Raw genomic sequence first — 15,235 nt, 5'->3', positions numbered from 1 at the left:
GCTTCTTGTTGATAGAGAAACCTAAAAACAACAGAAAGTTTTCATTTGACTCCCTAATGTTAAGGCATTGTTAAGCAAGTGTCAATTAATTATTACGTAAACCTTTGGCTTCAGTGATATCCATGTTAAGTGCACCGACCATTAAGCGCGCTTTGATTTTAAGTGGGATTTTATTTTGATCATCAGAAACCCACACAGTGACGGGATGCTCTCCTCTGAACAGTTTATTGGCGGGCATTATAGGCGTAAACATGAAGGTGTCGAAGTCTCCTACTTGGGTTGATAGCTTTTCTTTTCCTTCATATATTAATTTTAGGTTATATATTTCTTTATCAAAAAAACCTGTGATATGGACAATGTCTCCTTTTTTATATTTTTTCAAATCCATTGTTCTAAGAAGGTAAAACCCACTTACAATATCCTGAACGTTGGAAGGGACTTTGTAATCCTTGGTATCTACTACTTTTTTATTTTCTCTGTCATAAAGACGTACCTTGGCATTTCCTTTTTCATGGTCAAAGATGACCCTTTCATTTTTACGATATTTTCCTTCTTCGATGAATCTGTAAGATTGATATGGGATGATTTTGGTCGTATCTAGATAGCTTCCCCAAGTGTCGTTCACTTTGAATAACTTAAACAATCCAAGTGTCTCACCAGTGACATCGATTCTATAGACGGGATTACTATTGATGGTACTTACCATAGGATAAACTTTCATTTTTGCTTCCGCTGCATCAAGGAAGCCATAAGAAACTTTAAAAGTGAGCTCTTCCCCTTGCTTGAAAGCATTATTTTTCTGTTGGGCAAATCCAGAGATACTTCCCAAGCTGCAAAAAAATGCGACAATTAGTGACTTAAATAAATGATTTTTCATTAACTTTTGTTTTTCGAACAAGTCTTTTCAAATCTTATTCCAATATTTACGGTTGACAACTTGTTAGTATTATTTAACCTTTGCTAGGTACGGATTATCCGACTATGTTGTTTATATCAGTTGGTTCTCCAAGTATCAATCATTAATTTCACAAATTCAAATCAAGAAAAAGTTAATATTCAAATATGAGCGCAAATATAGAAAAACTCAAAGCCCTGCAGTTGACCATTGATAAGTTGGAGAAGACCTATGGAAAGGGAACTGTCATGAAACTCAGTGACAACAAAGTGCAGGATATTCCAGCGATATCCACTGGTTCATTAGGTTTGGATATGGCTTTAGGTATTGGTGGAATTCCCCGAGGGAGGGTGATTGAGATTTATGGTCCTGAATCCTCTGGTAAGACAACCTTGACCATGCATTGTATTGCTGAAGCTCAAAAGGCTGGAGGTTTGGCTGCATTTATAGATGCAGAGCATGCCTTTGATAAGTCTTATGCAGAGAAATTGGGCATTGATACAGAAAATCTCTTGATCTCTCAGCCTGACAATGGTGAGCAAGCACTTGAAATTGCAGAGCATCTGATACGTTCTGGAGCGATTGATATCATAGTAATAGATTCAGTGGCTGCTTTAGTTCCCAAAGGTGAATTAGAAGGAGATATGGGGGATAGTAAAATGGGCCTTCAGGCAAGGTTGATGTCTCAAGCGCTTAGGAAACTCACTGGAGCAATCAATAAAACTGGCTGTGCTTGTATTTTCATCAATCAGTTGAGAGATAAAATAGGAGTCATGTTTGGTAGCCCAGAGACTACTACAGGTGGTAATGCCTTGAAGTTTTATGCATCTGTAAGATTGGATATCAGGAGAATCGGTCAGATCAAAGAATCTGCTGACAATATACTTGGTAATAGAACCAAGGTGAAAGTTGTGAAAAATAAAGTTGCACCTCCTTTTAAAGTAGTGGAGTTTGATATTATGTATGGTCAAGGTATCTCTAAAGTCGGAGAGATCATTGATCTGGGTGTGGAGTTTGATATAATCAAAAAAGCAGGCTCGTGGTTTTCTTATGAAGGCAACAAACTTGGCCAAGGTAGAGATGCAGTTAAAGCTTTACTTTTGGATAATCCTGAGCTAATGGAAGAGTTGGAGAAAAAGATTAAAGAAAAAGCAGGATTGGGAAAAGCTACCTTGCCAGAGGAGTTAGGAGAAGACTAAAAGATGTTAGCGATCAGTAAGATCAGTTTAAGATTGAACATTACTTGTGAAGTTAAGCTGAATGCTTTCTGCTAAATAGTAAAAAGACCTGCTTTGAGAGCGGGTCTTTTTTTGATTATTGTGATTTCTTTAATTTGATCTAATTGCTTCTACTGGATCCAGCCTAGCTGCTAAAGTTGCAGGAACGATTCCAGAGACTACGCCAATAAGTGAGGATACTCCAAGCCCTAAGATGATGTTGCCAAAGGTCAGGGTTAGTTCTAAAGAACCCAGTTGTATAAATGTAATGAGGTAGACGAGGAAAATTCCAGCAATTCCTCCTATCAAGCTTAAGAACATCGCTTCAAAAAGGAATTGAAATAAGATAAAGTAATTTTTAGCACCAAGAGATTTTTGAAGACCAATGATGCTTGTTCGTTCTTTTACAGATACAAACATGATATTAGCTATCCCAAATCCTCCAACTAAAATAGAAAAACCTCCAATTACCCAACCTGCGCCACTGATCACATCGAAAATTGAGCCGATTGTATTCATGATGAACTCTGATTTATTGAGTGAAAAATTGTCTTCTTCGGTAGGTTTTAGCCCTCGCTTAGCCCTTAGAAGTCCTTTGACTTCATTTTCCAATGCAATCAATCCAGCATCATCTTCTTGTCCTTTCATGGCAATACTTGGGCCAAGCCCATACCTGCCTACATTGTAAAGTTTAGTGAATGTGCCGTAGGGAACCATTACGGCTTCGTCTTTGGATGGCGTGTCAAAAAGTGCTTCACCTTCTTCTTCAAAAACACCAATTACAAAGAATTTCTGACCACGAATTTTCAACTCTTTTCCCAAAGGGTCGCTATTTGGGAAAAGTGAATTAGCAATTTTTGTCCCTATTAGAATTACATTTCTAGCAGAGTTAATTTCCAATTCAGTGAAGAATCTTCCTGTTCCTATCGGAACATCATAGACATCTTTATAAGTAAAAGAAACCCCTTTAAGAGATGTTCCGCTATAGGAGTTATTTCCAGATTGAACAGTCACATTTGCATCTGCAAAAATAGTAATACCGTCAGCACCTCTTACATTATCTCTTAAGAAAGTATATTCTGCAAAGGTATTATTAGGTCTTCTGAAGTACTTCCACCAAGGGAAGTCCGGCCCACCTGCTGAGTAATCAAATTTATCAACAGTCATGACATTATTGCCCAGAAAGCTCAAGCTATTTTTGATGTTGTTCTCGAGGGAATCAACTAAAGTGAAAACAGCGATAATGGCGAAAATACCGACTGTTACACCTAATAATGAAAGAATGGTTCTGGTTAGATTGGCTTTTAAAGCTTGGAGAGCAAAAAGAATGCTTTCCCAAATAAGTTTGATTGCGATCACGGTAAATACTGTTTGTTTTCAAAACTAATTCACAAGATAGGATACATTTAGGGATTTTTCTTGTTAACTTTGCAGTTTTTACGAAGTATCGTAAAATTAATCTCAAAGCACACTACATTCATTCTATATGAAGTTATCCGATTTTAAATTCGAAGTTCCAAGAAAACTTATTTCCCTTTATCCGGCAGAAAACAGAGACGAGTCTCGTTTGATGGTTGTTCACAAAAAAACAGGTGAAATTGAACACAGAATGTTCAAAGAAATCACCGATTACTTCGGCGAAGGGGATGTTTTTGTGATGAACAATACGAAGGTTTTCCCTGCTAGACTTTATGGAAACAAAGAAAAAACAGGAGCTAAGATTGAGGTTTTCCTATTGAGAGAACTCAATCAGGAATTGAGACTTTGGGATGTATTGGTAGACCCTGCTAGAAAAATCCGTGTTGGTAATAAGCTTTATTTCGGTGACAGTGACCTAGTAGCTGAAGTAATTGATAACACTACATCAAGAGGGAGAACGATTAGGTTCCTTTTCGATGGGACTGATGAAGAGTTTTACAAAACGATAGATACTTTAGGTGAGACGCCTCTATTGAAGGAGTTCATCGATAGAAAAATCGAGCCAGAAGACAGAGAGAGATATCAAACTATTTTTGCTCAGCATGTAGGTGCTGTGGCGGCACCAACTGCTGGTCTTCACTTTACACCACACTTGCTGAAGAGGCTTGAGCTCAAAGGGGTAGAGGTATCTCCCATCACATTGCATGTAGGTTTGGGAACCTTTCGTCAAGTTGATGTAGAAGACTTGACGAAGCATAAGATGGATTCTGAAAATTATGACATTCCGCAGAGAACCGTAGATCTTGTCAATGATGCTTTGGATAATAAGAAAAGGGTAGTAGCAGTAGGTACAACTACTCTAAAGACGGTAGAGTCTTCTGTGACCGCTAATAATAGATTGAAAGTGAGTGATGGTTGGACGGATAAATTCATCATTCCTCCTTATGATTTTAAAATTGCCAATGCGTTGATTACCAACTTCCATTTACCAGAGTCCACTTTGTTGATGACAGCTTCGGCTTTTGGAGGTTATGATTTGATCATGAAGGCATATCAAGAAGCCATCAAAGAAAAATATAGATTCTTCTCTTATGGAGATGCAATGTTGATCATATGATAATAGAAAGGCTCTTCAAGAGCCTTTTTTTATTTTTAATATTTCCCCAACTTTGGGCATCTAAATTAATGGTGCAAATATGAATAAGTATGCGGTAATTGTAGCAGGAGGCAGTGGTACTAGGATGAGAGCTCTTATGCCCAAGCAATATCTTCCGATTGGAGGTTTACCTGTATTGATGCATACTTTGAAAAAATTCGCAAGGGCTATTATTGACATCAAGCTAGTCTTAGTGATTCCAGCAGGAGACTTTGAATTATGGGAAGAGTTGTGTGAGCAACATCAATTTCAGATTCCTCACCAAGTGGTGGCTGGTGGAAAGAGCAGGTTCCAATCTGTGAAAAATGGATTAAATGCCATCAAAGAGCAAGAAGGTCTAGTAGCTATTCACGATGGGGTGAGACCATTTGTAGAGCCCTCTGTGATTCAATCAAGTTATGAAGTAGCCACTAAGTCAGGAAGTGCTATAGCAGTGGTTGCACTTAAGGATTCTATCAGGAAACTACAAGATGATGGGAAGTCGATTTTTCAAGAAAGGCAGTATTTCCGGTTAGTGCAGACACCTCAGACTTTTCAGTTAGCAAGAATAAAAAAAGCATTTGAGGTTATTGAATTGCATACTTTTACAGATGATGCCACTGTTTATGAACATCAGGGCTGGCAAGTGGAGTTGATTGAAGGTAATCTAGAAAACATCAAAATAACGACTCCTGAAGATTTGGAATATGCAGAGTTTTTATTGAGTAAATAATTTGGCCGACATGTTTTGGCATTTTACCGAGTTTCGAGTGTGTTTTGCCTAATGATAGACAAAGGGGGAATGAGATTAAGGTATTTTTGTTTTATAAATTTTAAAGACGTTCCTCATGACAAATCAAAAATTCAGCAATCAAAGTAATAACTACACCTTGGGTGTGATTTTGATTGTGGTCGGTGCGATCATTTTGATCAAAAAGCTCGGCTTCGTACTTCCTTTTTGGCTTTTTAGTTGGCCAATGATATTTATAGCAGTTGGATTGGTGATTTTGATCAATTCACAATTCAAAAATGGCTTCGGTTATTTTATGCTCATTTTTGGATCATTTTTTATGTTGAAAAAATATGTCGATTTGCCCACAGGTTTTGAGGGATATGTCATCGCTTTCGGATTGATTGGAGCGGGTTTTTATTTCTTGATCAATCAGAAAAAAGGCACAGATAAGTTTTTTGGTACAGGAAATCAGGACTTTTCAAGTTTTAATTCAGCTGTACAAGATGCTGAGGAGGTAGGCGAGGACGGTAATCCAAAACATCACACATCTGATGACTTTGGGTTTGAGCCTGAGGTGATTTCTTCCCAAGCATTCCTTTCTGGAGATCAAAAGAGAATTCTTTCCAAAAATTTTAAAGGAGGAAAAATTTCAGCCATTTTAGGTGGTTCTGAAATTGACCTCAGCCAAGCAGATATGATAGAGCCTGCGATGCTCAATATCGAAGTGGCACTTGGTGGTGTCAAATTAGTGGTGCCTCCACACTGGCAGGTGCAAGTTAACGTATCTAATGTATTGGCCGGCGTAGAAGACAAGCGCATGTTCCCAAATGTAAGTCCTGACCCGAAAAAGATTTTAAAAATTTATGGCTCTGTCATTCTTGGAGGCTTGGAGATTAAATCATTCTAAACCAACTTGTACCTGTGATCAGTCAAGTTTTTAAATTTTCTAACTCACTTTGGTACAAAGCCATTCTGATTATCCTACTGTGGATAGTTGGAGTGGCTTATTTGATTCATTCCTTCGGGGTAAGTTTAAGCGTTGCTTTATTTGATGTCAGCATTCATACCGCATTTTTGACACTAGGATTTTTTCTATTGGAGAATATCTTTAGATTTTATTCACCGCAAGGTAGAAGTGTATTCATTTTTATGATTTTCCCAATTTCAGTTTCCTTGATGGTGTTTTTTTCTGGTATGTTTAGTATGGAATTTTTTACAAAAAATGAAGATGACTATTTAAGATTGATGTCAAATGCTTTTTTTGTAAAATTATTTATCATCTTCCTATTGTGTTTGTGTTATACTGTAATCTTGCTTTTTCAATCCAAACTAGAAACTCAACTTCAGCATAAAGAGAGGGAAGAGCAGATTCAAAAACTCGCCAAAGAAGCTGAACTGTATCAACTGAGGCAACAGCTTCAGCCACATTTCTTGTTCAACAGTCTAAATTCTATCAGTTCTCTGCTCCATCGAAGTCCTGAGCAAGCTCAAGAAATGGTGATCCAACTATCGGAATTTCTTAGAAAGACTATCCGAAAAAATGATCAAAAGTGGATCTCTTTAGAGGAGGAATTAGCATTTTTACATTTATTTGTAGGGATAGAAAAGGTTCGATTTGGTCATCGATTGCATGTTGATTTTGATCAAAAAGGGGAAGTAGGAGTATGTAAATTGCCTCCCTTATTGGTTCAACCTCTCTTAGAAAATGCCATCAAGCACGGCTTGTATGGTTTGCTTGGAGAGGTGAATATTCGAGTATCGTTCAGCTCAGAAGAAGCTTATTTGGTAGTTAGAATCGTAAATCCTTATGATCCTCAAGCAGGGCAAGCAGGTGGAGAGGGCTTTGGTCTTGAAGTGATTAGGAGAAGGTTATTTCTTTTATTTGGGAGACATGATCTTTTAGCCACTCAAGCAGATGCTAAGTTATTTAAGGTTCAAATCAAAATACCCCAAAACTATGATCAATATTATCATCATTGATGACGAGCCCTTAGCAGCTGCGCTAGTTGAGGATTATTTGTCTGAATTTCCAGAAGCCAGTGTGAAAGCAATTTGTCATGATGGTTTTGAAGGACTCAAAGCTATTAAAGAACACGAGCCGGATTTAATTTTTCTCGATGTTCAAATGCCAAAAATCACTGGGTTTGAAATGCTTGAATTGCTCGAAAAAACTCCAGCAGTAATTTTCACTACAGCTTACGATGCTTATGCCATGAAAGCTTTCGATTCTCATGCTGTGGATTATCTTTTGAAGCCGTTTTCTAAAGAACGATTTGCGATGGCTTTCGAAAAATTTCTTAAGCTTCAAGGAAATGAAGAAAATGTTCCAAATTTACTTTTGTCTAAAATTGAACTTAGTGGGCCTTCGGAGAGGATTGTACTCAAAGACAAAAATGAGATCAAGATTATCCCTTCTTCAGAGGTGAGGTACTTAGAAGCAAATGATGATTATGTCAATATCTACACAGTCGAAGGGAAGTTTCTAAAAAACAAAACGATGAAATTTTTTGAAGCAATACTTAACCCCAAGCAATTTGTTAGGGTGCATCGATCTTATATTGTTAATCTTGGAGAGATTACTAAAATCGAACCTTACGAAAAAGATGGTTACTTATTGCTTTTGAAGTCAGGAGCCAAAGTCCCTGTGAGTAAGACAGGTTATCCAAAACTGAAACAAGCTTTAGGATTGTAGGTGATAACTTTTGATTAATAAGAATTAAGCTAATAAAGATAAAAAAGAGCCTAAAGTGGCTCTTTTTTAATATTCGTCCTCGTTGAAGAAGAAATCATCTTTAGTCGGATAATCCGGCCAAATTTCCTCGATGTTCTCGTAAGGCTCACCGTCATCCTCCAGTTCTTGTAAGTTTTCTACGACTTCCAAAGGAGCGCCCGAACGGATTGCATAATCGATCAATTCGTCCTTGGTTGCAGGCCATGGAGCATCTTCAAGGTAAGATGCAAGTTCTAATGTCCAGTACATAGTGTCAATGTTTTAATGTTTACCGCCTTAACGGGTTGCAAAAATAGAAATTGTTTTAAATTTTCAATCTTTAACTGATTATTTGTTTGAAAGTTCCTTTAAGATAAAATTTTTCACATCAATTTTTCTCCTGAATGCACTGATCTTTCTTCGCATCATAATTTCAAAATCTGGTTCCTGACTTCTGAAGTTCTCTGAATTTTCTTTTACTGTCCTCAGCTCACTTTCATCTCTTTGGAGTAGGTCTTTGAGGATGGCTATTTTGATTTTCGCTTGTTCTTCATCTGACTTGTCTCTAAAGTCATCATACTTTGAAATCGCGAGCCTGTTCAAGAATGATTTTTCAAAAACAATTTCAGAGTAAAAGATGAAATTTCTAGTGATCAAATTTGCATCTCTAGGACGCGTCTGACTCAAGGGCTTCCATTCTGCTTGAAGTTTTTTAGCTTGGGAGGTCACCATAGGTGTGCTTTCTTGATACGCAAGCTTTTTCATATCCTCGGTGATGGATTCCATTTTGGCTATGACTTCTCTTGGGTTGAGTCTAGGCCCTGATTGCATTTCTCTCCTGAACCTACTGAATATACGGTTGTTGAGCTTGGAAAATTCGTCCCAGAGAGGTTGTCTTTTTTCAGCAGGGACTTTTCCTGATGCTTTCCATTCTTTTTGGATTCTTTTGCTGACTTCAAAAGCTTTTTTTGCATCTGGATTGTTGAAAGCTTCCTGCGCTTGTCTCACTAAGTCTTCGTAGACTTTAATGTTTTCTTCAGCCTGAGCAGCCATTTCTTCAAAGAATATTTTTCTCTTGTCAAAGAAAACGTCTACTGCTGTATTGAAATCATTTTCAATTTCTTCTTCAAATTCTTTCTCTACAGGACCAGTTTTGATCCATCTCAATTTCAGTTCTTTGAATAGCTCCGAAGTTTCTTTCCAATCTGTATTATTTTTGAGTGCCTCTGCTTCTAAAATTAGCCCACGTTTGATTTCAAGATTCCTCTCTCTATTCTTCTTGATGATGTCTTCTAAGTAGGCCTCTAGCTGATTGAGTTCTTCAATCAAAGGGACAAAGTCTCCCAAGGCATCGTATTGCATCAATGAATCTCTCAAATGAATCAGTTTCATTAGAAATGATCCTTTGTTTTGATTCTCTTCTATGTCTTTTTTAAGATTCTCTACCTTCTCGGTGACTGTAGCAAATCTGTCTTCAAAGTATTTAAGGGTGGATGCCTCGTTTTCTTTTACTTCCCCGATAACTCTATCGGGCTGGCCCAAAAATCCCTTCAAAAATACCTTATTGTCCTTAATGTATCCGTATGGATGCTCCATTTTGATTTAATAGGTTGTAGTGGTTTATATTCTATACTAATTGCAAATTAATTAATTCGAAATCATATATCCTAAGAAAGCCCTTTTTTTGCATCTTTGTTCCTTAAGTTGACGAATATTAATCAAAAACACAGCAAATGAGCGGAGAGAAGATCATATTTTCAATGGCTGGGGTATCCAAAATCTACCCCCCTCAAAAGAGAGTACTTAAAGATATCTATCTATCATTTTTCTATGGAGCCAAAATCGGTGTCCTAGGCCTCAATGGTTCGGGTAAAAGTTCCTTGTTAAAAATCATTGCAGGAATAGATAAGGAGTTTCAAGGAGAGGTAGTATGGTCTCCAGGTTATTCTGTTGGGATGCTCGAACAAGAACCTCAGCTAGACCCTACCAAGACAGTGAAAGATATCGTGGAGGAAGCAGTGTCCGAGACAGTCGCTTTGCTGAAAGAATTTGAAGCCATCAATGAGCAATTTATGGATCCTGCCTTGATGGAAGATCCAGATGCGATGGATAAGTTGATCGAAAAGCAAGGAGACGTGCAGCAGAAGCTTGATGCTGCCAATGCTTGGGAATTGGAGACCATGTTGGAGAAAGCTATGGATGCGCTTAGACTTCCACCAAGTGATGCTATCGTTGGAAATCTTTCCGGTGGTGAAAAAAGAAGAGTGGCACTTTGTCGACTTTTGCTTCAAGAGCCAGATGTACTGCTCCTTGATGAACCTACCAACCACCTCGATGCCGAGTCAGTCCTTTGGCTTGAGCAACACCTCAAACAATATAAAGGAACTGTCATCGCAGTAACTCACGATAGGTATTTCTTGGATAATGTTGCGGGATGGATTTTGGAATTGGATAGGGGAGAAGGGATTCCTTGGAAAGGAAATTATTCCTCTTGGCTAGATCAAAAGCAAAACAGGTTGAAACAAGAAGAAAAAACCGAATCCAAAAGGCAGAAAACGCTCGAAAGAGAATTGGAATGGATCAGAATGACTCCGAAAGCCCGTCAGGCCAAAGGAAAAGCGCGTCTAAGTGCTTATGACAAACTGATTAGTGAAGAAGGAAAAGAAAGAGAAGCCAAGCTAGAGCTTTATATCCCACCGGGGCCAAGATTAGGGGCCAAAGTGATTGAAGTCAATGGAGTTTCCAAAGCTTTTGGAGATAAATTATTATTTGAAGACCTATCTTTTAACCTGCCTCAAGGAGGAATTGTAGGAATCATCGGTCCCAATGGTGCTGGTAAGTCCACCCTCTTTAAATTGATCACAGGAAGAGAAAAAGCAGATGCTGGTAACTTCGAAGTAGGTGAGACCGTGAAGCTCGCGTATGTGGATCAAGAACATGATACATTGGATCCAAATAAATCAGTCTATGAATCCATTTCAGGAGGCAACGAAATCATTAAACTGGGGAACAAAGAAATGAACTCCCGTGCCTATGTCGGAAAATTCAATTTCACAGGTTCTGATCAGGAGAAAAAAGTAGGCGTACTATCCGGCGGAGAGCGGAATAGAGTTCACTTGGCGATGACACTCAAAGAAGGTGGAAACCTTTTGCTACTCGATGAACCTACCAACGATCTCGATGTCAATACACTGAGAGCTTTAGAAGAGGCATTGGAGAACTTCGGTGGATGTGCGGTGATCATTTCCCATGATAGATGGTTCTTGGATAGGATTTGTACCCATATCTTGGCATTTGAGGGAGATTCTCAAGTGTATTGGTTTGAAGGAAACTTCTCCGATTATGAAGAGAATAAGAAAAAACGCCTTGGTGATGTGACTCCTAAGAGGATTAAATATAAGCCTTTGAGGTAATAAATTTGTCAATTGTCCATTGTCAACAGTCCACGGCGGCTCCACATATAGTATTCACATTATTTTAAGTGGCTACTGCTAAGAAAGCGTGTTACAGATAATTTGATTTGGTAATTGCATTTAAAAACCATCCTTAAACTTTTGAGTTGAGGATGGTTTTTTTATTTTAGTAAATCAAATTTGAATCGATGAACAAAAAATTTTTAAATATCGCCATTGCTATCCATGCAGCTATTTTAGCACCGCATTATTTGGGTTTTGAATATTTAGGGAGTATTAAAGGTGCGATCTGGGTTTCAATGATCTTTCTTTTACTGGCAAACTTTCTACACATGGCTTGGATTGAGTGGAAAAAGCAAAAAGAGATTAAGTCCAAACAAAAATTATAAGCTTTTTTGAAGCTTCACTTGACAAATGTTTTTCATAAGAGTAGGTTTAAAAATCATTTATAAACTTTTTTAAATCACTAAGTTCTTTTTTGTTTCTTTACTATGAAATCCAAGCAGGAAATATATGAGGACTATTTTGCTAAGGCCAGGAGCTGAAGAGTTGAATTATGAAATTAGAGGTATTGTCAAAAAGGCAAGACAGATCGAAGCTTTGGGGCAAACAATCACTTGGGAAAACATTGGAGATCCAATTCAAAAGAATAATAAAATCCCAACTTGGATGAAAGAGATTGTCTCTGAATTGGTTAGTCAAGACCAAACTTACGGCTATGCAGATTCCAAAGGTGTATTAGAGACAAGGAAGTTTTTGGCAAATTTGAACAATCAGAAAAAAGGCGTTCAAATCACTGCTGAGGATGTACTATTTTTTAATGGTCTTGGAGATGCTATTGCCAAGTTGTATCAGTTTTTAATTCCAACAGCTAGGATTATAGGTCCTTCTCCTGCTTACAGTACGCATAGTTCTGCAGAGGCAGCTCATGCAAATACTGCACCGATTACTTACAAGCTTGATCCAGATAATCAGTGGCTTCCTGATATGGAAGACCTTTACAACAAAGTCAAATACAATCCGAGCATTGTAGGCATTCTGATTATCAATCCAGATAATCCAACAGGGATGGTATATCCCAAAGAAGTGTTGGAGGGGTTTGTGAAAATTGCCAGAGAATTCAAGCTATTACTGATAGCTGATGAGATTTATCAAAATATCACTTATAATGGCATAGAGGCAGTAGCATTGTCAGAGGTAGTAGGGGATTTGCCTGCGATTTCATTGAAGGGGATTTCCAAAGAGTTTCCTTGGCCAGGTTCTCGCTGTGGATGGATGGAGTTTTATAACCGAGAGGCTTCCAAGGAATTTAGCAAGTATGTACAAACATTGGAAAATGCCAAAATGATCGAAGTGTGCTCTACTATTTTGCCACAGCTTTCTATTCCAAAAATCATGTCGCATCCTGATTATGCAGCATATCGTCAAGCGGAAAACTTTAAAATTGGACAGAGAAGTAAGCTGATGGAAGAGTTGCTTTCTGGTATTCCCGGCATCAAGTTTAATCCTACGCAAGGGGCATTTTACAATACTATTGTTTTTGAAGAGATCTATCTCGGTCCAAATCAGTTTTTGCCGATTGAAAACAAAGAAATCAAAGCTTTGATGGAGTCTTGGTTGCAAGAAGAAAATATGCCTTTGGACAAAAGATTTGTGTATTATTTATTGGCTTCTACAGGAATCTGCGTAGTCCCAGTATCTTCTTTTTGCTCCGATTTGAGAGGGTTTAGAGTAACTTTATTGGAAGATGATGAAGTTACTTTTAAAAACACCTTTACTAGACTAGCAGATGCTATTAAGACTTATTTGGAGTCTTAAGACTTCAGGGGAATTAAATATAAGATCTTATGGGCGAAGTAGGTTTTAATAAAGTAATAGTTCGGTTCTTTTTTACTGGGGTAATGACAATTAATGGATTTCTTTCTATTAAATGGTTTACTTTTCTATTGGCTTATAATGAACATCAAGGATTTGAAAATGGTGTTTTTGTATTAGGTTTTATTGCAATATTCTTATTTGGCTTTTATGAACTCATTTAGGGTTTTAATTTCTAAAAGATGGTAGTTCTCCTACTCTTTCACTTTTATCCTTTTCACTTTCTCCTAAAACCGGATGCCTTTATCTCTTTGTACATTATACTTGGCACTTAGTAGATTAAATTACCCTTAATTCCCCGTCCGCCACATGGCTCTGTAAAATGATTTTCTAAGATCTTCTGGGGATTCATGGAGGGTGATGCCTTCATGCTCTCGAATGTTGAGCGGAGTAGTAGGCGGAGGAAACTTTTCTTCCAAATCTTCTACAGGCATGTCCATCAAATCATTGAGTACAGGTTGTCCTGCGTCTATCCAAGCGCTGTACCAGAAGTCGGCAATCATTTTGATGGAACGCTTCATTTGTCTTTCTACCTGACCAGCGAGCATATCATTATAGGCTTTGGTGAATTCTTTAGAATAAACACGAGTATTGATTCCACCGCGCTCTTCAAAGCTGTATTTTTTATCATCAGGAAAGCGTGTGCTTAGGATTTTTTCAAAATTCAATACGGAATCTAAGGCAAGGTGTGCGTAGATAATGGCGTCCCAAGCAGCCAATTGGGTGTTGGGTAGGTACTCTGCCTGACCTACAAAAAGATCAAAGTCATCCGCCAATAACTCAGGAACTCTACTCTCCCAGAAGGCATGGATGCCGTATTGGTTGGTCAATTGCCCATTGTAATTTTTGGTTGTGTGAAGTGGGACGTTGATATCGCCGATGTAATGTCCCAGATCTGCTGCCAATCTAAGAATAGCTTTTTTATCTTTTCGCTTAAAAGCTTCTGTGAGTTGGTTCTTGGTGTTGTAGGCATTCCAAGGTCCTATGCCATGCTTTCGCAGTTCTTCTTCACCAAATTTCTCTACAGCTTGATTCCAATATCTCGGTAGCTTGTAGATCGCACTATCTCCGTAGACATCTGCATCCAGGTAGTGTTTCTCGGCTTCCCCAAAGACAGCGTATCTTCTTCTATCAGGGTTAACAGCATTTTCAGTGATAAATTGGATATTGGATTTGAAGAAACCAATCATCTCAGGGGGGAGAGAAAACACGGCATGCCTATTGATTTTTTTGTGTGCAAAGAAACCCCAAGCCACCGCAGCAGTGTCTAAGAAAAGAAATAACAGTGTGAGTGTGAAAAAATTGCGCATTTATAAAAATAATAAATTTTTCGCATTTTGATAAAAGAAAATAATGCTACATTTGTGGTTCTAAGGCGGTATTAGAACAATTATTCGACTTGATTTCTCAGCTTTACCAGGTTTAGTTTAGAAATCCTTTTGTGTTTAAAAATTAATCTATTAAATTTGCACTCCGTTTAGGACAAGGGGATTGTAAAGAAATTAAGTAAACAAAGATATGGCAAATCACAAATCGGCAATTAAAAGAATTCGTGCAAACGAAGCCAAACGTTTGAGAAACAGATATCAGGCCAAAACTACAAGGACTTTTATCAAAAGATTGAGGTTAACTACTGACAAAGTAGAAGCTCAAGAGCTTTTGAAAAAAGTAACTTCTATGATTGATAAATTGGCTAAGAAGAATATCATTCATAAGAACAATGCTTCTAACAAGAAATCAAAATTGACCAAATTGGTTAATTCCATGGGATAATTTATGCCCAGAAACATATTAAAAGTCTTGATCTCAGGGTCAAGACTTTTTTTATGCCTTGTTTT

General features: G+C 37.8%; 15 protein-coding genes. 10 read left to right on the top strand and 5 right to left on the bottom strand.

Annotation, left to right across the window (positions count from 1 at the left end):
- Positions 1–85 precede the first annotated feature (85 nt).
- Positions 86–877, bottom strand: coding sequence for a DUF3108 domain-containing protein (locus tag CHB66_RS14795; RefSeq protein WP_089242196.1), 792 nt, complete (start codon positions 875–877; stop codon positions 86–88).
- Between the two features lie 185 nt (positions 878–1,062).
- Between CHB66_RS14795 and recA the strand changes: the two genes are divergently transcribed.
- A complete protein-coding gene (gene recA / locus CHB66_RS14790) occupies positions 1,063–2,094 on the top strand; it encodes a recombinase RecA (RefSeq protein WP_089242195.1) in 1,032 nt (343 codons plus the stop codon).
- Between the two features lie 129 nt (positions 2,095–2,223).
- On the opposite strand, the gene CHB66_RS14785 is transcribed toward recA, so the two are convergent.
- A complete protein-coding gene (locus tag CHB66_RS14785) occupies positions 2,224–3,471 on the bottom strand; it encodes an ABC transporter permease (RefSeq protein ID WP_089242194.1) in 1,248 nt (415 codons plus the stop codon).
- Between the two features lie 127 nt (positions 3,472–3,598).
- Here CHB66_RS14785 and queA point away from each other — a divergent pair, with 127 nt between their 5' ends.
- The 5 genes from queA to CHB66_RS14760 all read left to right on the top strand — a co-directional run bounded on the left by queA (position 3,599) and on the right by CHB66_RS14760 (position 8,091).
- Positions 3,599–4,648: a tRNA preQ1(34) S-adenosylmethionine ribosyltransferase-isomerase QueA gene (queA, locus tag CHB66_RS14780; protein ID WP_089242193.1), complete on the top strand. Its 1,050-nt coding sequence runs from the start codon at positions 3,599–3,601 to the stop codon at positions 4,646–4,648.
- A gap of 79 nt (positions 4,649–4,727) precedes the next feature.
- Positions 4,728–5,399 carry a 2-C-methyl-D-erythritol 4-phosphate cytidylyltransferase gene (locus tag CHB66_RS14775; RefSeq protein ID WP_089242192.1) on the top strand — a complete coding sequence of 224 codons (672 nt, stop codon included), beginning with the start codon at positions 4,728–4,730 and terminating at the stop codon, positions 5,397–5,399.
- Positions 5,400–5,514: 115 nt separating this feature from the next.
- A complete protein-coding gene (locus CHB66_RS14770) occupies positions 5,515–6,306 on the top strand; it encodes a LiaF transmembrane domain-containing protein (RefSeq protein WP_089242191.1) in 792 nt (263 codons plus the stop codon).
- A gap of 14 nt (positions 6,307–6,320) precedes the next feature.
- On the top strand, positions 6,321–7,379 hold the full coding sequence (locus CHB66_RS14765) for a sensor histidine kinase (RefSeq protein ID WP_089242190.1): 1,059 nt from the start codon (positions 6,321–6,323) through the stop codon (positions 7,377–7,379).
- Positions 7,357–8,091: a LytR/AlgR family response regulator transcription factor gene (locus CHB66_RS14760; RefSeq protein ID WP_089242189.1), complete on the top strand. Its 735-nt coding sequence runs from the start codon at positions 7,357–7,359 to the stop codon at positions 8,089–8,091. The genes CHB66_RS14765 and CHB66_RS14760 overlap by 23 nt, the downstream gene beginning before the upstream one ends.
- Before the next feature lie 66 nt (positions 8,092–8,157).
- Here CHB66_RS14760 and CHB66_RS14755 read toward each other — a convergent pair whose 3' ends face one another.
- Together CHB66_RS14755 and CHB66_RS14750 are read right to left on the bottom strand one after the other, a co-directional pair.
- The gene (locus CHB66_RS14755; RefSeq protein ID WP_008625540.1) at positions 8,158–8,379 is read right to left on the bottom strand and encodes a DUF2795 domain-containing protein; all 222 of its coding nucleotides are present in this window, start codon (positions 8,377–8,379) and stop codon (positions 8,158–8,160) included.
- A 78-nt stretch (positions 8,380–8,457) separates the two neighbouring features.
- Positions 8,458–9,705, bottom strand: a complete 1,248-nt coding sequence (locus CHB66_RS14750; protein ID WP_089242188.1) for a DUF349 domain-containing protein — start codon at positions 9,703–9,705, stop codon at positions 8,458–8,460.
- Between the two features lie 137 nt (positions 9,706–9,842).
- On the opposite strand from CHB66_RS14750, the gene ettA reads away from it, so the two are divergent.
- The 3 genes from ettA to CHB66_RS14735 all read left to right on the top strand — a co-directional run bounded on the left by ettA (position 9,843) and on the right by CHB66_RS14735 (position 13,340).
- Positions 9,843–11,522, top strand: a complete 1,680-nt coding sequence (ettA, locus tag CHB66_RS14745) for an energy-dependent translational throttle protein EttA (RefSeq protein WP_089242187.1) — start codon at positions 9,843–9,845, stop codon at positions 11,520–11,522.
- Positions 11,523–11,710: 188 nt separating this feature from the next.
- Positions 11,711–11,911 (top strand): hypothetical protein, encoded by a 201-nt coding sequence (locus CHB66_RS14740; RefSeq protein ID WP_089242186.1) that lies wholly within the window; start codon positions 11,711–11,713, stop codon positions 11,909–11,911.
- A gap of 124 nt (positions 11,912–12,035) precedes the next feature.
- Complete coding sequence (locus CHB66_RS14735) at positions 12,036–13,340, top strand: pyridoxal phosphate-dependent aminotransferase (protein WP_089242185.1); 1,305 nt, start codon at positions 12,036–12,038, stop codon at positions 13,338–13,340.
- Positions 13,341–13,687: 347 nt separating this feature from the next.
- On the opposite strand, the gene CHB66_RS14725 is transcribed toward CHB66_RS14735, so the two are convergent.
- Entirely contained in the window at positions 13,688–14,707 is a 1,020-nt protein-coding gene (locus tag CHB66_RS14725) for a zinc dependent phospholipase C family protein (RefSeq protein ID WP_089242183.1), read from the bottom strand.
- Between the two features lie 208 nt (positions 14,708–14,915).
- Here CHB66_RS14725 and rpsT point away from each other — a divergent pair, with 208 nt between their 5' ends.
- Positions 14,916–15,170: a 30S ribosomal protein S20 gene (gene rpsT, locus CHB66_RS14720; RefSeq protein ID WP_089242182.1), complete on the top strand. Its 255-nt coding sequence runs from the start codon at positions 14,916–14,918 to the stop codon at positions 15,168–15,170.
- Positions 15,171–15,235 lie beyond the last annotated feature (65 nt).

The sequence above is a fragment of the Belliella buryatensis genome (assembly GCF_900188245.1).
Lineage (GTDB): Bacteria > Bacteroidota > Bacteroidia > Cytophagales > Cyclobacteriaceae > Belliella > Belliella buryatensis.
Note: the sequence above shows the minus strand (reverse complement) of the source record. Positions and strands in the feature narration are given on the sequence as shown.